The 15,995-nt window shown below is 68.2% G+C and carries 16 protein-coding genes; 4 read left to right on the top strand and 12 right to left on the bottom strand.

Going from position 1 to position 15,995, the window contains the following annotated elements; all coding sequences use genetic code 11:
* Window positions 1–135: 135 nt before the first annotated feature.
* Together AC1Q9M_RS03445 and AC1Q9M_RS03440 are read left to right on the top strand one after the other, a co-directional pair.
* A complete protein-coding gene (locus AC1Q9M_RS03445; protein ID WP_382323969.1) occupies window positions 136–1,050 on the top strand; it encodes a 4-hydroxyphenylpyruvate dioxygenase in 915 nt (304 codons plus the stop codon).
* A 4-nt stretch (window positions 1,051–1,054) separates the two neighbouring features.
* Window positions 1,055–1,966: a sugar phosphate isomerase/epimerase family protein gene (locus tag AC1Q9M_RS03440; protein ID WP_492432426.1), complete on the top strand. Its 912-nt coding sequence runs from the start codon at window positions 1,055–1,057 to the stop codon at window positions 1,964–1,966.
* Here AC1Q9M_RS03440 and AC1Q9M_RS03435 read toward each other — a convergent pair whose 3' ends face one another.
* The 10 genes from AC1Q9M_RS03435 to aroE all read right to left on the bottom strand — a co-directional run bounded on the left by AC1Q9M_RS03435 (window position 1,967) and on the right by aroE (window position 10,747).
* Window positions 1,967–2,842 (bottom strand): DMT family transporter, encoded by an 876-nt coding sequence (locus AC1Q9M_RS03435; protein ID WP_382323973.1) that lies wholly within the window; start codon window positions 2,840–2,842, stop codon window positions 1,967–1,969.
* A gap of 6 nt (window positions 2,843–2,848) precedes the next feature.
* Window positions 2,849–3,682, bottom strand: coding sequence for a shikimate dehydrogenase family protein (locus AC1Q9M_RS03430; protein ID WP_382159018.1), 834 nt, complete (start codon window positions 3,680–3,682; stop codon window positions 2,849–2,851).
* Between the two features lie 18 nt (window positions 3,683–3,700).
* Window positions 3,701–4,147, bottom strand: coding sequence for a type II 3-dehydroquinate dehydratase (aroQ, locus tag AC1Q9M_RS03425; RefSeq protein ID WP_382159016.1), 447 nt, complete (start codon window positions 4,145–4,147; stop codon window positions 3,701–3,703).
* 41 nt (window positions 4,148–4,188) lie between these two features.
* Window positions 4,189–5,238: a Gfo/Idh/MocA family protein gene (locus tag AC1Q9M_RS03420; protein WP_492432423.1), complete on the bottom strand. Its 1,050-nt coding sequence runs from the start codon at window positions 5,236–5,238 to the stop codon at window positions 4,189–4,191.
* A gap of 22 nt (window positions 5,239–5,260) precedes the next feature.
* The gene (locus AC1Q9M_RS03415) at window positions 5,261–6,262 is read right to left on the bottom strand and encodes a TRAP transporter substrate-binding protein (RefSeq protein WP_382159012.1); all 1,002 of its coding nucleotides are present in this window, start codon (window positions 6,260–6,262) and stop codon (window positions 5,261–5,263) included.
* A 92-nt stretch (window positions 6,263–6,354) separates the two neighbouring features.
* Window positions 6,355–7,638, bottom strand: a complete 1,284-nt coding sequence (locus AC1Q9M_RS03410) for a TRAP transporter large permease (protein ID WP_492432421.1) — start codon at window positions 7,636–7,638, stop codon at window positions 6,355–6,357.
* A gap of 18 nt (window positions 7,639–7,656) precedes the next feature.
* The gene (locus AC1Q9M_RS03405) at window positions 7,657–8,193 is read right to left on the bottom strand and encodes a TRAP transporter small permease (protein ID WP_382323977.1); all 537 of its coding nucleotides are present in this window, start codon (window positions 8,191–8,193) and stop codon (window positions 7,657–7,659) included.
* 134 nt (window positions 8,194–8,327) lie between these two features.
* Window positions 8,328–9,008: a TetR family transcriptional regulator gene (locus tag AC1Q9M_RS03400; protein WP_382323979.1), complete on the bottom strand. Its 681-nt coding sequence runs from the start codon at window positions 9,006–9,008 to the stop codon at window positions 8,328–8,330.
* Between the two features lie 39 nt (window positions 9,009–9,047).
* Window positions 9,048–9,929 (bottom strand): DMT family transporter, encoded by an 882-nt coding sequence (locus tag AC1Q9M_RS03395; protein WP_444688767.1) that lies wholly within the window; start codon window positions 9,927–9,929, stop codon window positions 9,048–9,050.
* Window positions 9,926–10,747, bottom strand: a complete 822-nt coding sequence (gene aroE, locus AC1Q9M_RS03390) for a shikimate dehydrogenase (protein WP_492432418.1) — start codon at window positions 10,745–10,747, stop codon at window positions 9,926–9,928. The genes AC1Q9M_RS03395 and aroE overlap by 4 nt, the downstream gene beginning before the upstream one ends.
* Before the next feature lie 89 nt (window positions 10,748–10,836).
* Between aroE and AC1Q9M_RS03385 the strand changes: the two genes are divergently transcribed.
* A complete protein-coding gene (locus AC1Q9M_RS03385) occupies window positions 10,837–11,502 on the top strand; it encodes a DsbA family oxidoreductase (protein ID WP_382323985.1) in 666 nt (221 codons plus the stop codon).
* Between the two features lie 9 nt (window positions 11,503–11,511).
* Here AC1Q9M_RS03385 and AC1Q9M_RS03380 read toward each other — a convergent pair whose 3' ends face one another.
* Both AC1Q9M_RS03380 and AC1Q9M_RS03375 read right to left on the bottom strand, forming a co-directional pair.
* Complete coding sequence (locus tag AC1Q9M_RS03380; RefSeq protein ID WP_492432416.1) at window positions 11,512–13,929, bottom strand: TonB C-terminal domain-containing protein; 2,418 nt, start codon at window positions 13,927–13,929, stop codon at window positions 11,512–11,514.
* Between the two features lie 96 nt (window positions 13,930–14,025).
* Window positions 14,026–14,409, bottom strand: coding sequence for a hypothetical protein (locus AC1Q9M_RS03375; protein WP_492432414.1), 384 nt, complete (start codon window positions 14,407–14,409; stop codon window positions 14,026–14,028).
* Between the two features lie 443 nt (window positions 14,410–14,852).
* Between AC1Q9M_RS03375 and AC1Q9M_RS03370 the strand changes: the two genes are divergently transcribed.
* The gene (locus AC1Q9M_RS03370) at window positions 14,853–15,845 is read left to right on the top strand and encodes a sigma-70 family RNA polymerase sigma factor (RefSeq protein WP_492432412.1); all 993 of its coding nucleotides are present in this window, start codon (window positions 14,853–14,855) and stop codon (window positions 15,843–15,845) included.
* Window positions 15,846–15,995: the final 150 nt, after the last annotated feature.

Genomic DNA, 15,995 nt, shown 5'->3' with positions numbered 1-15,995 from the left:
TTATCGAACGAAAGCGTGCGAATATCGAGCATACAGTGCGCGCAAACCCTGGTCATGCCGGAGGTTGACACCTAAAGTGCGGGGTGGCCCTGGCCGCTGGCCTGTTCCGTTTTCTTGATCCCCGGAGTTGTCGACATGAGTGATTTCCTGCTCAACCCACAGGAAGGCCGCGAGCCCCTGCAAGCCTCTTTCAGCGACGCGGCCAACCCGCTGGGCCTGGACGGCATCGAGTTCATCGAGTACGCCACCAGCAAGCCGCAGGCGCTGGGCCAGGTGCTGGAGATGATGGGTTTCCGCCCGGTGGCGCGCCACCGTTCGCGCGAGGTGCTGCTGTACCGCCAGGGCGGGCTCAATGTGGTGGTCAACGCCAACCCGGTGGACGCCAAGGGCGCCGGCCACGGCAGCGACGTGCCTTCGATCTCGGCCATGGCGCTGCGCGTGCGCGACGCGCGCGCGGCCTACCACTACGTGCTCGAGCGCGGCGCCTGGTCGGTGCCCACGCACGCCGAGGTGATGGAGCTCAACATCCCGGCCATCCACGGCGCGGGCGGCAGCCGCATCTATTTCGTGGACCGCTACAAGGACTTCTCGATCTACGACGTGGACTTCGTGCCCATTCCCTCGGTGGACCAGCACCCGCCGGCCACCGCCGGCATCCATTTCTTCGGCGTCGTGCAGTACATCGGCCCCGAGCGCAGCAACGACTGGATCGCGTTTTACGAAGAGCTCTTCGGCACCGAGCTGATCCCCGACGAACAGCGCTTCGGCATCATGCCCAAGGGCACGCTGCTGCGCACCCCGGCGCTCGACCCGTCGCAGCGCTTCATGCTGCAGCTCATCGAGCCCGAGCTGCACGTGGTGGACGCCGACGAGCGCCTGCAGCGCATTGGCCTGGGCGTGCCCGACGTGCTCGAAGCCGTGAAGGCGCTGCGCGCGCTCGGCGTGGAGTTCGTCGAGACCCAGGCCGCGCACACCGAGCAGCGCGGCGCCATCAGCAAGACCTACCTGGGCTCGGTCGTGTTCGAGCTGGTGCACAGTGAGAAGGAGTGAGGCCATGAGCCCGAACCGCGCTTCCATCGAGGCCATCAGCGGCTTCGGCATGGACACCATCACGCTGGCCGGTCCGCTCGAAGCCAAGCTGGCGGCCATGAAGGCCGCTGGCTTCTCGCAGGTGATGCTCAAAGCCAACGACCTGGTCGGCCACCCCGGCGGCCTGGGCGCGGCCGTGCAGGCCGTGAAGGACAGCGGCCTGCGCGGCACCGGCTTCCAGGTGCTGCGCGACTTCGAAGGCCTCTCGGGCCACCTGCACCACTACAAGGTGGACATCGCCAAGGGCATGCTCGAGATGTGCGCCGCGCTGGGCTGCAAGGTGCTGCTGGCCTGCTCGTCCACCTCGGCGCACGCCTCGCAGGACCTGGACCACATCGCGCGCGACCTGCGCAAGCTCGCCATGCTGGCCATTCCCTTTGGCATCCGCATCGCCTACGAAGGCCTGTCCTGGGGCCGCACGGTCAACGAGTTCACCACCGCGTGGGACGTGGTCTGCCGCGCCGACTGCCCCAACCTCGGCCTGGGCATCGACTCGTTCCACATCTTCGCGGCCAAGACCTCGCTGGAAGAGATCGACTACCTCGACCCGGCCAAGATCTTTCTGGTGCAGCTGGCCGACTTCATGTGGCAGGAGACCAAGACCTTCGAGGAGCGCATGGCCACCGCGCGCACCTTCCGCGTGTTCCCCGGCGAAGGCGTGCACAGCGAGCAGCTGGCCGAACTCGTGCTCAAGCTCGACAAGCTGGGCTACGAAGGCGACTACAGCTTCGAGGTGTTCAACGACGACTACCAGCAGATGCCGCTGCCGGTGGTGGCCGAGCGCGCGCGCCGCTCGGCGCTGTGGCTGGCCGAGGACGTGATGCGCCGCTCGATGCCGTTGCCCAACCAGATGCGCCTGAAGACCCTGCAGGCGTGATCAGCCTCGCCGCAGGCGCACGCCGAGCCAGCCGCACAGCGCGATGAGCGCGATGCCGACCACGGTCCAGACATCGGGCGCGTAGCCGAACACCACCCAGCCCGCCAGCGTGGCGAAGGCGATCTGCGCGTACAGGTAGGGCGTGAGGCGCGAGGCCGGTGCGTGGTGGTAGGCCTGGATGAGCAGGTAGTGGCCCACCGAGCCGAACACCCCGAGCAGGCCGGCAAGCGCCCACAGCGTCCAGTCGGCCATCGGCGCCCAGCCCCAGGGCAGCAGCAGCGAGCAGCAGGCCAGGCCGAGCAGGCCGGTGTAGAAGTGCATGGTGCCCGGGTCTTCGGTGCGGACCATGCGGCTGGTGAGGATCTGGTAGGCCGCGTTCACGAGCACCAGCAGCAGGGGCAGCAGCATGGCGCCGTGAAAATCGCTGCCCTTGGGGCGGATCACGATCATCGCGCCGGCCAGGCCCCCGATCACCAGCGCCCAGGTGAGCGCGGACACCGGTTCGCGCAGCATCAGCGCGGCCAGCAGCGTGACCGCCAGCGGCACCAGCATCATGATGGCGGTGAACTCGCCCACCGGCACGTGGCGCAGGGCCAGGTAGGCCACCACGCTGGAGCCCAGCATCAGCACGCCGCGGCCGAACTGCCAGCCCGGCGCGCGGGTGTGCAGCAGCGTGCGCCCGCGCTGCGGCCAGAGCAGGGCGGTGGTCATCAGGGTCTGGGTGAGGTAACGCAGCCAGACCGCCATCACCACCGGCACGGCGGGGCCCACGTACTGGGAGGTGGTGTCTAGCAGCGCGAAGCACAGCGTGGCGCAGACCAGCAGCGCGATGCCCAGCGCGGTGCGTTTCGGGGAGTGGGTGTCGGGGTTCGTCACGCCGGCTCAGTAGCTCAGCCGGGCCACGGAGCGCAACACCTCGGCCGTGGTGGTGGGCAGGCCGAAGAATTCCAGGTAGGCCGGGATCTGCTCGAACAGCATGTCCGAGCCCACCTGCACCGGGCAGCCGCGCGCCCGCGCGGCCGAGAGGAAGGCCGTCATCTCGGTGCGCATCACCACCTCGCCCACGAAGGTGCGCGCCTCCAGGCGCGACACGTCCATCGGCAGCGGGTCGCCCTCGTTCATGCCCATGGGCGTGGCGTTGACCACCAGGTCCATGCCCGCCGGGTCGTTGCTGCCGGTGCTCACCTCGATGCCCGGGTAGCTGGCCTTCAGGCGCAGGCCCAGGGCGCTGGCCGAGGTGGCGTTCACGTCGTGCAGCGCGATCGCGCCGATGCCTGCGCCGGCCAGCGAGGCCGCGATGGCGCTGCCCACGCCGCCGCTGCCCACCACCAGCACGCGCGCGCCCTGCAGGTTCAGGCCCTTGCGCTGCACGCCGCGCACGAAGCCCGCGCCGTCGAACATGTCGCCCACCAGGCGGCCGTCCTCGGTGCGTTTGACGGCGTTGCACGCACCGGCCACCTTCACCGTGGGCGTGACCTCGTCCATCAGGCCCACCGTGACCACCTTGTGCGGCATGGTGATGAGCGCGCCCCGGATGTTGGTGAGCGTGAAGACCGACTTCAGGAAGGCCGGGTAATCGGGCGTCTGGCAGCCCATGGGCACCACCACCGCGTTCACCCCCACGTGCTCGAAGTAGGGGTTGTAGATCATCGGCGACTTGAAGGTGTGCGTCGGGTAGCCGATGTGGGCGATCAGCCCGGTGGTGCCGTTGATCATGGTCGTCGCGGGGGTCCGTCAGGCCTTCTTGGCGCGCGCGTGGTTCACGGCGGAGCGCAGGCCCATCAGGTAGCTTTCCACGCCGAAACCGGCGATCTGGCCTTGCGCGATCTCGGCCAGCACCGAGTGGTGGCGGAACGTCTCGCGCGCGTGGATGTTGGACATGTGCACTTCGATGATCGGGCAGGGCAGGATGGCCAGCGCGTCGCGGATGCCGTAGCTGTAGTGCGTCCACGCACCGGCGTTGATCATCACCGCGTCCACCTGGTCGAAGTAGGCCTGGTGGATGCGCTCGCACATCGCGCCCTCGAAGTTGGTCTGGAAGGCCTCCACCTCCACGCCCAGTTCCTTGCCCAGCTCGCTCACCTGCTCGTTGATCTGGTCGAGTGTGATGGTGCCGTACTGCTTGGGGTCGCGCTTGCCGAACATGTTGAGGTTGATGCCGTGCAGCATGAGAACTTTCATCGTCGCTCCAGAAGATGGGATGGTTGAAAAAAGAAAAGGGGTCAGGCCAGTTCGACGACGCGGCCGGTGGTGGCCGCTTCGGCGATGGCTTCGGTGACGCGCAGATTGTCCAGGCCGTCGCGCGCGCTCACCAGTGGTGAGGTTTCGCCGCGCACCACGGCACCGAAATGGTCCATCTGGTGTTGCAGCGGATCGTCGCGCACCAGGCCCACTGTACCCACCTCGAAAGGCTTCCACCACGAGCGGTCTTCGGCGCGCGGGTAGGTCTTGAGCCGCATGGTGGGCACCGAGAGGCTGCCGTCGGTGCCGGCGATCACGTAGCAGTCCTCGTCGGCGTAGCTCGGGTAGGCCTTGTTCTCCTGCGAGGTCTGCTCCCAGCTGCGCGGGCAGGCGGCGGTGTCCGAGAGCATGAAGCTGCCGAGCGCGCCGTTGGTGAAGCGCAGGTTGATGGCCACCGTGTCCTCCACCGCGAAGCCGCGCGTGGCGTGCGACTTGAACGCCTGCACCGCGCCGATGTCGCCGCAGAGCATGCGCAGGTTGTGCACCTCGTGGATCATGTTGAGCAGGATCGGCCCGCCGCCGGGCTCGCGGCGCCAGGGGCTGTCGGCGAAATAGCCCGCGGGTTTGTAGAAGAGGGCGCTGCCCATCACGCTCACCAGCCGGCCCAGCTGGCCCGAGGCCACCACCTGGCGCGCCTTGGCCATGATGGGGCTGTGGGCCCGGTGGTGGCCGATCAACACGGCCGCGCCGCTGTTCTCCACCGCGTCCACCAGCCGCCGGCCTTCGGCGACCGTGGTGGCGATGGGTTTTTCCACCAGCACCGGCATACCTTCGGCCAAGCATTGCAAGGCCTGGGGCACGTGCAGCGCGTTGGGCGTGGCCAGCACCAGGCCGTCGGGCCGGTGCTCGCTGGCCAGCAAGGCCTCGATGGACGGGTAGAGCGGCACGCCCGCTTGCCGCGCCACGGCCTGCGCGGCCGGCGAAGGATCGACCACCGCGCTCAGGGTGCAGCCCGCGCTGGCCCGCGCCACGCCCATGTGGGCCTGGCCGATGTAGCCGGCGCCGGCCACGGCGATGCGGGTCTTGCTCATGACGGAGCGGCGTGCGTTGCGTTTATTTGCCGCGCACCTTGGCCAGCTCGGCCTGCAGGCTCTGAACGGTGTCCTGGCCCACGGTCACCGCGAACTTGGCGATCACCGGGCGCAGCTTGTCGCGCAGCTTGTCGGTCTCGGCGGCCGACAGCTCGGTCACCTGCATGCCGCTTTTCTTCATGTTGTCCAGCGCCACCGCCACCTGGCCGCGCGCCTGCTCGCGCTGGTACTTCGCCGATTCCTGCGCCGCGTCGGCGACGATCTTCTTCTGCGCCGCGTCCAGGTTGTCCCAGAACTTCTTGCTGATGATCACCGACTGCGGGTTGTACTGGTGGTTGCTCAGCACCACGTGCTTCTGCACCTCGTAGAACTTGTTGGCGTTGATCACCGTGAGCGGGTTCTCCTGGCCGTCGATCGCCTTCTGCTCCAGCGCCGCGTACACCTCGGGGAAGGGCAGGGGCGTGGGGTTGGCGCCCAGGGCCTTGACCCAGTCCACGTTGATCGGGTTGGGGATCACGCGCAGCTTCAGACCCTCCAGATCTTCCAGCTTGGTGATGGGGCGCTTGCTGTTGGTGATGTTGCGAAAACCCAGCTCGTAGTACGCCAGGCCGATCAGGCCTTTTTCCTGCAGCTTGTCGTGCAGCTTCTTGCCGAAGGGGCCGTCGACCACGGCGTCGGCCTCCTTCGAGTTGGCGAACATGAAGGGGAAGTCGTAGATCGCGAATTCCTTGACCTGGCTGGCGAAGATGCCCGAGTTCATCGAGGCCATCTCCAGCGTGCCGCCCTGGATGGCCGACACATTGGCCTGGTCGCTGCCGAGCGTGCCGCCGGGGAAGAGGTTGACCTTCATCTTGCCGCCCGACTTGGCCGCCACCAGCTCGGCGAATTTCTCCATGCCCATCACGATCGGGTGGCCCTTGGGGTTCTGGGTCGCGAACTTGATGGTCTTGTCCTGCGCGTGCACGGCGCCGAAGGCGGTCATCGCGAGGGCGGCGACCAGGGTCTTGAGCATCAGGCGTTTCATGTTGTCTCCAAAGAAATGAGGGCAGTGCGCTGGCATCCGGGGAACCTCGGCCCGCGGCGCACCGCGCACAGGCCGGGTGTGGAAAGGGTCGCTCAGTTGCCGATCAGCCAGCGCGCCGGCACCATGACCAGCGAGGGGAACAGCACCAGCAGGAACATCACCGCGAACTGCATCAGCATGAAGGGCATCACGCCGCGCGTCACGTCGTCCATGCGCATGCGGCCCACGCCGGCCACGGTGTTGAGCACGGTGCCCACCGGGGGCGTCACCAGGCCGATGGAGTTGTTGATGATGAACAGCACGCCGAAATACACCGGGTCGATGCCGGCGGCCTTCACGATGGGCATCAGCACCGGCGTGAGGATCAGGATGGTGGGCGTCATGTCCATCGCCGTGCCCACGGCGATCACCAGCAGCATGATGGCGAACATCAGCAGCGTGGGGTTGTCCAGCAGCGGCTGCAGCAGCGTGACGATCTGGTCCGGCAGCTGCGCCACCGTGATCAGCCAGGCCGAGACCATGGCCGCTGCCACCAGGAACATGATCACCGCTGTGGTCTTGGCCGCGTTCAGAAACACCTCGTAGAGCTGCTTGAGCGTGAGTTCGCGGTAGATCACGCCGGCCACGAAGAGGGCGTACACGGCGGCCACCACGGCCGCTTCGGTCGGCGTGAACACGCCCATGCGCAGGCCCACCAGGATGATCAGCGGCAGCATCAGCGCCCAGCCCGCGCTGCGCATGGCGCTGAGCACCTCACCGGCCGACTTGCGCGGCGGCGGCTCCAGCTTTTCGCGCCGCGTGCTCCACCACCAGGTGGCCCACAGGCCGGCGGCCAGCAGGATGCCGGGGAAGATGCCGGCCAGGAACAGCTTGGAGATCGACACGTTGGCCGCCACGCCGAAGATCACGAAACCGATCGAGGGCGGGATGATGGGGCCGATCACGCCGCAGGCCGCGATCAGGCCGCCGCTGCGCGCCTTGTCGTGGCCGGCCTTCACCATCATCGGCAGCAGCAGGGCGGTCAACGCGGCCGCGTCGGCCACGGCCGAGCCCGAGAGCGCCGACAGCAGGCAGGCCGCGACGATGGTCACGTAACCCAGGCCGCCGCGCACATGGCCCACCAGCGCCATCGCGAAGTTCACGATGCGCTTGGACAGGCCGCCGGTGTTCATGATCTCGCCGGCCAGCATGAAGAAAGGCACGGCCAGCAGGGGGAAGCTGTTGGAACCCTCGATCAGGTTCTGCGCGAGGATCTGCGCATCGAACATGCCCAGGTGCCACATCAGGGCCACGCCGCTGAGCAGCAGCGCGAAGGAAATGGGAATGCCGATGGCCATGGCGGCCAGCAGAGCACCGAGGAAGATGGCGATGGTCATGGCGGTCTTCCGGTGCGTTCAGGCTTGGGGGTTGCCGGGGGGCGGCACGTCTTCGGATTCGCGGATGCCGATCAGCTCGTCCTCGCTCATCCGGCCCGCCAGCAGGCGCCACAGGTTCAGCAGCAGGATGGGCGCGGCCAGCAAGGCGAACACCATGCCACTGGCATAGAAATACGCCATCGAGGTCTCCATCACCGCGCTGGTGGAGTCCCAGTTGATCTTCACCTGTTCCCACGCGCCCTGGTAGATCAGCCAGCACACGTACAGCATCAGCGCCAGGCTCGCGGTCAGGCACAGCTTGCGGCCCAGCACCGGCAGGCGCGAGATCAGCGAGTCGGTGCCGAGGTGGGCGCGCTCGTTGAGCGCCACCACGGCGCCCAGGAAGGTCATCCACACGAACAGCCAGCGCGACAGCTCTTCGGACAGGGTGATGCCCGAGTTGAAGCCATAGCGCATCAGCACGTTGCCGAACACCATGACCACCATGAGGGCGAGGAACAGCACCATCAGCCAGGCCAGCAGCCGGCAGTAGGTGTTGATGAGGTTCTGGATCACGCAGGTCTCCTGGGTTTGTTCCGTTCGAGTTGGTAATGTACGAACTGGTTAGTTTTCCACGAATCGGGGATTACCCTAGGTCGGCGCACCGGCCGTCGGGTCGTGAAAAACAGGGCCCCGGGAGGGGTGGTGCGTCAGGCGCGCACGTAGCGCAACACCATCTCGGCGATGGCGTCGCGGCGCGCGGCGGCGATCTTCGGGTCGCTCAGGTCGCGCTTGAAGATCAGGCCGAAGGTGTGGCGGTTGGACACATTGAAGAAGGTGAGCGCCGAGATCGAGGCGTGGATGTCGATCGCATCGAGCCCGGGGCGGAACACGCCCGAGGCCACGCCGCGTTCGTAGAGCCGGCGGATCGCCGAGATCGCCGGCACATTGAGCTGCTGGATGCTCTGGCTCTGCGCCAGGAACTGGCCCCGGTTCATGTTTTCCGAGATCACCAGCCGGATGTAGTTCTCGTGGCTGAAGTGGTGGTCGAAGGTGAACTCCACCAGCTTGCGCAGCGCGGCCTCGGGCTCGAGGTCTTCCAGGTGCTGCTGGCTCTCGATCTCCCGCATGCGCCGGTACGACTCTTCCAGCACGGCCAGGTACAGGCCCTCCTTGCTCTGGAAGTAGTAATAGATCATGCGCTTGCTGGTCTGCGTGGCGGCCGCGATCTCGTCGATGCGCGCCCCCGCCAGGCCCTTTTCGGCAAACTCCGCCATGGCCACCTCGAGGATGTTGGCCATGGTCCGCTCCGGGTCGTTGGTGCGGGTGGTTTCCTTGGCAGGCGCCACGCTTCGCGCGGCCCGCCGCTTGGAATGTACCGTTTCGTTCATTTGCGCAGTATAGGCCGGAGGGCCCCTGCTGCGGGCGTTTCAGGGCACCGGCGGGTTGCGCCGCAGCGGGTTGAAACCCGTCACCAGCGCCGAAGCCAGCAGCACCAGCGCGCCGCCCACGAAGATGCCCGACGAAAGCTCCTCGCCCAGGAACAGGTGGCCCCAGGTCACGCCGAACACCGGAATCAGGAACACCGGGCTCATCGCCGCCACCGGCGTCACGTGGCGGATGATGCGCAGGTGCGCCCAGTAGGCCAGGCCCGAGGTGACCACGCCCATCACCAGCACCGCCGCCATGCCCGTGGGCGTGAACGTGGCTTGCGGCCAGGCCCAGAGCGCGCCCGGCAACACCAGCACCATCGCGCCTGCGTGGATGCCCGCCGCGATCGCCAGCGGCTGCATGCGCGTGGTGGCGCGCTTCATGAGCGGCGTGGAGCAGCCGTAACACGCGGCCGCCAGCACGCAGGCCAGCGCCGCCGCGATCGTGGCCGCGTCAGGCCGCACCGGGCCGAGCCGCACGATCAGGCCCACGCCGATGAAGCCGCACACGCAACCCAGCAGCTTGCGCGCCGTGAGCGTGTCTTCCTTGAACCAGCTCGAGGCAAGGGTGCCGAACAGCACCGCCGTGGTGTTGAGCAGCGCGCTGTAGCCCGCCGGCAACCGCAGCCCGGCCCAGGCGTACAGCAGGAAAGGCACGGCCACCGACAGCCCGCCCATCAACAGCAGCTCGCGCCAGTAGCGCCATGGCCACTGCTGCTTCAGGCCCCGCATGATCAGCGCCAGCGTGAGCCCGGCCAGCGCCACGCGGCAACCCGCCAGCACCAGCGGCCCCATCTCGGGCACCGCCACGCGGATGAACAGGAACGACGCTCCCCAGAGCGCCGACAGGCCGACCAGTTGCAGGAAGTGGCGGGATTTCAAACCAGCGGCACGGTGAGCTGCCGCACCACGGGCTGGGTGTCGGGGCGCACGCCGCGCCACCACAGAAACGCTTCGGCCGCCTGCTCCACCAGCATGCCCACGCCGTCGGCCACGCGCTCCACGCCCGCGGCCTTGGCCTGCCGCAGGAGGGGCGTGAGGCCCTTGCCGTAGACCATGTCGTAGGCCAGCGCGCCCGGGGCGAACAGGCCGTCCGGCAGCGGCAGCGCCTCCTGCGAAAGCCCGGTGGACGTGGCGTTGATCACCACGTCGAAACTCTGACCCAGCAGCGTGTCGTAGCCGCCGGTCTGCAGCGGCACATGGGCCGCGAAATCGTGCCGCAGCGCGTGCGCCTTCTCGGGCGTGCGGTTCGCCACCGACAGCAGCGCCGGCTGCTCCGCCGCGATCGGCAGCAGCGCGCCCCGCGTGGCGCCGCCCGCGCCCAGCAGCAGCACGCGCTTGCCCTGGAGCGGCACGCCCAGGTTGCGCTGCAGGTCGTTCACCAGGCCCACGCCGTCGAAGTTGTCGGCCAGGATGCGATCGCCCTCGAACTTCAGGCAATTCGCCGCGCCCGCCAGCCGCGCGCGCTCGCTCGGCTCCGTGGCGATCTCGAAGGCCTGCAGCTTGAACGGCAGGCTCACGTTCAGCCCACGCCCGCCGCTCGCCCGAAAGCCCAGCACCGTGTCCGCGAAACCGTCCAGCGGCGTCTCGATGGCGGTGTAGCCCAGGTCCTGCCCCGTGCTGCGGGCGAACTGGGTGTGGATCAGCGGCGATTTGCTGTGGCCAATGGGGTGGCCGAGAACGGCGTAGCGGTCGGTCATAAAGCGGGGAGTGGGGCAGGCCGGGGTTGAGAAAGCAACATTGTGGCGCAAGCCCCTGGGCCGGCCACGGGCATGGCCCCCGGCCTACCATGGCGGCCATGAACACCACCCCCCTCAAGATCGATTTCGTGTCCGACGTCTCTTGCCCCTGGTGCGCCGTGGGCCTGGGCGCGCTCGAAGAAGCGCTGCAGAAACTGCAGGGCGACGTGTCGGCCGAACTGCACTTCCAGCCCTTCGAGCTCAACCCCAAGATGGGCCCCGAAGGCCAGGACATCGGCGAACACCTCGCCGAGAAATACGGCTCCACGCCCGAGCAGCAGGCGCAGATCCGCAACACCATCCGCGCGCGTGGCGCCGAAGTGGGCTTCGCCTTCAACCCCGAAGGCCGGGGCCGCATCTGGAACACCTTCGACGCCCACCGCCTGCTGCACTGGGCCGGCGAAGAAGGCGCGCCCGGCCAGCAACACGCGCTCAAGAAAGCGCTCATGGCCGCCTGCCACACCCGCAGCGAAGCCATGGGCCACCACGACGTGTTGCTCGGCTGCGTGCGCGAAGCCGGGCTGGACGAGGCGCGGGCCAAAGCCATCCTCGCCAGTGACGAATACGCGCAAGACGTGCGCGAGCGCGAAGCCTTCTACACCAGCCACGGCATCCACTCCGTGCCCGCCGTCATCATCAACGACAAGCACCTCATCTCCGGCGGCCAGCCGGCGGCGGTGTTCGAACAGGCGCTGCGGCAGATCGCGGCCGAGTGAGCCGGGGCTTCAGTACAGCCTGATCGCCACGTCGAAATGCCAGGTGCGGCGGATCTCCACCACGTCGTACTGGCGCGACAGCGCGGGTGAAAACGCCGGGTAGTTCGCCAGGCTCTGGATGATGCGCGGGATCGCCTCGTCGATCGCCGCCACGCCGCTGGTGCGCACGAAGGTGACCGACTCCACCGAGCCATCGGCGCGGATCGCCACCGTCACCACCGGGTTGGTGTGCGGTTGCTTCACCGCCTCGCGCACCAGCTCGAAGGTGTTGCTGTTCAGCTGGATCTTGCGCGCCCAGGCCTCGGCGTAGCGCACCAGCTCCTCGTTGTTGTCCACCAGCCCGAACAGGCGGCCCCGGCGCAGCGGGCTCCCCTGCGGGTCGCGCAGCGCCGCCGCATCGGCCGCGTCGCGCCGGGCGCGTTCCTCGTCCAGCTGCCGGCCGATCGCGCGCAGCCGCTCTTCGCGCTTGGCCTCGTGCTCCGCGCGCTCGGCCGCCAGGCGCGCGGCCTCGGTGCGGGCGCCGTCCTGAGCGGCCGCCTGCTGCGCCGCTGCCTGCTGGGCAGCGGCTTGTTGTTGCGCGGCAGCCTGTGCCGCAGCCGCCTGGCGCTCGCCTTCCTGCCGCGCTGCCTCGGCCGCCCGGGCTGCGCCTTCCTGCCGAGCGGCTTCCTGGGCCGCCGCCTGTTGCGCGGCAGCCGCTTGCGCCGCCGCAGCAGCTGCTGCCTGCTGCGCTGCCGCTTGTTGAGCTGCGGCCTGCTGTGCCGCTGCTTGTTGCGCAGCCGCTTGCTGGGCAGCCGCCTGTGCCGCCGCCGCTTGCCGTTCGGCATCGAGCCTCGCGGCCTCGGCCCGGGCGGCTTCCTGGCGGGCGGCTTCTTGCGCGGCCAATTGCTGCGCGGCAGCGCGCTGCGCCGCCGCCTGCCGCTCCGCCTCCAGCCGGGCGGCTTCGAGGCGGGCCGCCTCCTGCCGCGCGGCCTCTTGCTGGGCCGCCGCCGCTGCCGCCTGCTGCGCCGCCAACTGGCGCTCGGCCTCCAGTCGCGCTGCCTCCACACGGGCCGCTTCCACCCGAGCGGCGTCCTGGCGAGCCGCCTCCTGCTGGGCCTGGGTCGCTGCCTCGCGCTGGGCTTGGGCTGCAGCAGCCGCCGCCTGCTGCACCGCCGCGCGTTGGGCCGCCGCCTGCCGCTCGGCCTCGGCCCGCGCTGCTTCCTGGCGGGCGATCTCTTCGCGCCGCTGGGCCTCTTGCTGAGCCGCAGCCTGTTGTTGTTGCTGCTGCGCGGCTTCCCGCTGCGCTGCGGCTTGTCGCTCGGCCGCCTGCCGCGCCGCCTCGGCCCGGGCGCTCTCCTGGCGAGCGGCTTCCTGCCGTGCGGCCTCTTGCTGGGCCGCTGCCGCCGCCCGCGCAGCCGCTGCCTGCCGCTCGGCGGCCTCGCGCCTGGCGGCTTCGGCCTGTTGTGCTGCGGCTTCGCGACGCGCGGCCTCTTCGCGGGCCGTGGCCTGGCGCTCGGCCTCCTGGCGTTCCACCTCCAGCCGCGCGATTTCCACGCGCGCCGCTTCGCGCTCGGCTTCCTGCCGGGTCGCTTCCTCCTGGCGCGCAACGGCTTCCGCGCGCTCGGCCTCCAGGCGCGCCATCTCGAAGCGCTTCGCTTCCTGGCGCTCAGCTTCCTGCCGCTGCTGCTGCTGCTGCAGTTGCTGGGCTTCCTGCTCGGCGCGCTCGCGCAAGGCCTCGGCAGCGGCCTGTTCGCGCTGCGCCCGTTGCTCGCGGTCGATCTCCGCCGCGTCGCGCGGCGGTGGCATCGCGGCCTCCATGCTCGGGGGAGTGGGCGCGGCCGCTGCCACCACGGCGGGCGCCGGCACCGGGGCCGGGGCCGGGGGTGGCGCTGCCGGTGCCTCCGGCGCTGGGGCTGGCGGAGGCGTGGCCGCCACCGGTGCCGCAGCGGCAGGCGCGGGCGGTGTGGTTGCGGGCGCAGGTGCGGCAGCGGCCAGGGTTTCAGGGGCGGGCACGGCCGGTGGTGGTGCCTCGGCCACGGCCGCCGGGGCGGCCGGTTGCGCCACGGCGGGCGCGGGCGTGCTGCTGCGCGCCGGGGCACCGCCCGCCACGGGCTGCCCGCTGGGGGCTTGCGCCTGCGGGGGCGCCACGGGCGCGGGTGTGGCCGGCGTGGGCGCGCCGCCCGGCTGCGCCGGCCCCAGCACCACATGCAGCACCGGCACCTCGGCCCGCCGCTCCTGCCAGGGAAAGCCAAAACCCGGCAAGCCCATGCCCTGGCCGCCAAAGGTCAGGCTCAGCAGAAAGGCGTGAAAGATCAGGGAGAACGTCAGCGCCAGCGTCATGCGCCGGCGTTCGGGGTCCATGCCCGCCCACGGGCCACGGGCGGTGCTTGCCGTGGCCAGCGACGGTCCCGCCGGCATCGGGCGAGAAGAGGGGGTGGGCGCGGACATGAGGCCGATTGTCGTATCCAAACCGGCCGCCCCGGGGCGACGTATCTCACGCTTCCCCCGCCAGCGACACCGGCGAGCCTCTGCGAACCCACGCGCCTACTGGCTGCGAGGTGTTTTCGGCGGCCAGTAGTGCCGCCCGCGATGGAGCTCGTCGGCGCAGGCGTAGATCGCGTTGATGGAGTCGCCAAGCGTCTTGGCCTGCCGCCGCATCTCGGCCTTGAGCGAGCGCCGCATCGCGTCGATCTGCTCGGGCGGGGCGAAGGTTTCCACCGCGTCCTCCGCGCTTGCGGGCGCCACGGCGGTGTCCAGCGAAATGCTCGCTTCCAGCGTCGTGGACAACTGCGCGAGTTGCTCCATGCTTTGCTCGGCCAGCATGAGGATGTGAGGGGTGAGGGACGCGACGCGCTCGGATTTGGGCGGTCGCTCAGATTTGGGCAGCCTGCCCAGTTTGGATTTGGCTGCTGGCTTGGGCGATTTCATGTTCCTCCTGGGTCGGGTGGGCAGAGCTTTCAAGGTGATTCAGAGGCGCTTTTGACGTGTGACACTGAAGGACGAAAGGCAGAGCGAGGATGGCAAATCGCCATTTCTTTATCTACGGAGTTTGCTTCTCACATACATGACGTATGCGAGAGACTGGCCGAAGGAAGCGGCGCTTGCGTGGCATTGGTGGCGTGCGTGCGAAGGCTAAACTTCTGCTATCGGCCAGAAGCGGCCGTTTGCCCCACTTGGTCGAGAGTCTGCTCTGACGTTGCCCCCAAGCCTGGTGGAGCGCCACAAGCTACCGCTGTGCGGCCAAACCTGCCGCCGGCGGTTGAGGCAAGTCCGAACCATGGACGGGACTACTTAGCGCCGCATCGCAGTCAGTCAACAACTGTCAAGACGCTGTACCGTAGGATCAAGCAGCTTCTTCTCGTGCTCGGTTGATGTTCGTCCAATCGGCCAGCGGCTACGCGTACCGGAGCGGCGGCAGCAGAAATGTCTTAGAGGTGACCTTGTCTCCATCGTCAGAAGAAGTCTTTTCGCGATTGCGCCCAAGGCTGATGGCCATCGGCTATCGAATGCTTAGCTCCGTCGACGAGGCCGAAGACCTGGTGCAGGATGTCTGGCTGCGTTGGCATGATGAAGTCGAGAATCAACGTGAAGTCGTGCTCGTTCCAGAGGCTTGGCTTGTCACGGTCGCCACGCGCATGGCAATTGACCGCTTGCGTTCTGCCAAGCTTCGACGAGAAGCCTATCCGGGCCTCTGGCTTCCCGAGCCACTGATCGGCGACGGCCCGGCCTCACCGGAGCAAATCCACGAAGTCGCCGATGATGTTTCTGTCGCCTTCTTGGTGCTGCTCGATTGCCTGACGCCAGAGGCGCGCGCTGCGTTCTTGCTTCGGGAGGTCTTTGAAGTCGACTATGAGCACATTGCCGCCGCTATCGGCAAGAGCGAGGCGGCGTCCCGTCAGATCGTGCACCGTGCAAAGCAACAGCTGTCCGCAGCGCGCGGCTTGAATGGGCAGCACTCGCGAACCCCGTCGCCGGAGCAGTACGTACTTCTGCATCGCCTGGTACAGGCCATCATGGAAGGTGATTTCAGCGGGATACGGGCTTTGTTGGCAGAAGAAGCCGCCCTAGTGGGCGACTTTGGCGGGCATGGTCCAAGCTTGCGTCACCCCTTGAACGGAGCCCAGCGCATTGCCCAGCTCTATTACGCGCACCACCTGCGGCATGGTGACAACATGCGGCTTGAACTGGCATTCTTGAACGGTGAGTGGGCTCTACTGCGTTACCTGCAAGGCGAACTAGAGTCCGTCCAGGCCTTCGAGTTCCACCGTGGCCGCATCTCGCACGTGCGGATACAGCGCAATCCGGAGAAGTTGGCAGGCCTAAAACGCCGCAGCGACTTGCTGCCACTGCGAAATCCTCACTGATCTTCCGTTCCTGTGTGTATGCGGTCACAACACGTGCTGCACGCCGACGTTCGCAGTCATTTTTTTCCATCTTGTGTCACAGCGCCTCCGTGTCAAACGTCTTGTGAGCAGGAGGTCGGCTTTGGCCTCCGCCCATCATTGATACTGAAG

Source organism: Hydrogenophaga sp. GW823-FHT04C09 (assembly GCF_058796355.1).
The sequence above is the reverse complement of the archived record's forward strand: the minus strand, read 5'-3'. Positions and strand labels throughout refer to the sequence as shown.

Bases quoted from the DNA above. Each gene is read 5' to 3' on its own strand.
- aroE (WP_492432418.1), bottom strand. From the start codon at position 10,747: ATGACCGACCGCTACGCCGTTCTCGGCCACCCCATTGGCCACAGCAAA.
- AC1Q9M_RS03415 (WP_382159012.1), bottom strand. From the start codon at position 6,262: ATGAAACGCCTGATGCTCAAGACCCTGGTCGCCGCCCTCGCGATGACC.
- AC1Q9M_RS03420 (WP_492432423.1), bottom strand. From the start codon at position 5,238: ATGAGCAAGACCCGCATCGCCGTGGCCGGCGCCGGCTACATCGGCCAG.
- AC1Q9M_RS03430 (WP_382159018.1), bottom strand. From the start codon at position 3,682: ATGATCAACGGCACCACCGGGCTGATCGCCCACATCGGCTACCCGACG.
- AC1Q9M_RS03370 (WP_492432412.1), top strand. From the start codon at position 14,853: ATGTTCGTCCAATCGGCCAGCGGCTACGCGTACCGGAGCGGCGGCAGC.
- AC1Q9M_RS03410 (WP_492432421.1), bottom strand. From the start codon at position 7,638: ATGACCATCGCCATCTTCCTCGGTGCTCTGCTGGCCGCCATGGCCATC.
- AC1Q9M_RS03385 (WP_382323985.1), top strand. From the start codon at position 10,837: ATGGCGGCCATGAACACCACCCCCCTCAAGATCGATTTCGTGTCCGAC.
- AC1Q9M_RS03440 (WP_492432426.1), top strand. From the start codon at position 1,055: ATGAGCCCGAACCGCGCTTCCATCGAGGCCATCAGCGGCTTCGGCATG.
- aroQ (WP_382159016.1), bottom strand. From the start codon at position 4,147: ATGAAAGTTCTCATGCTGCACGGCATCAACCTCAACATGTTCGGCAAG.
- AC1Q9M_RS03445 (WP_382323969.1), top strand. From the start codon at position 136: ATGAGTGATTTCCTGCTCAACCCACAGGAAGGCCGCGAGCCCCTGCAA.
- AC1Q9M_RS03380 (WP_492432416.1), bottom strand. From the start codon at position 13,929: ATGTCCGCGCCCACCCCCTCTTCTCGCCCGATGCCGGCGGGACCGTCG.
- AC1Q9M_RS03400 (WP_382323979.1), bottom strand. From the start codon at position 9,008: ATGAACGAAACGGTACATTCCAAGCGGCGGGCCGCGCGAAGCGTGGCG.
- AC1Q9M_RS03375 (WP_492432414.1), bottom strand. From the start codon at position 14,409: ATGAAATCGCCCAAGCCAGCAGCCAAATCCAAACTGGGCAGGCTGCCC.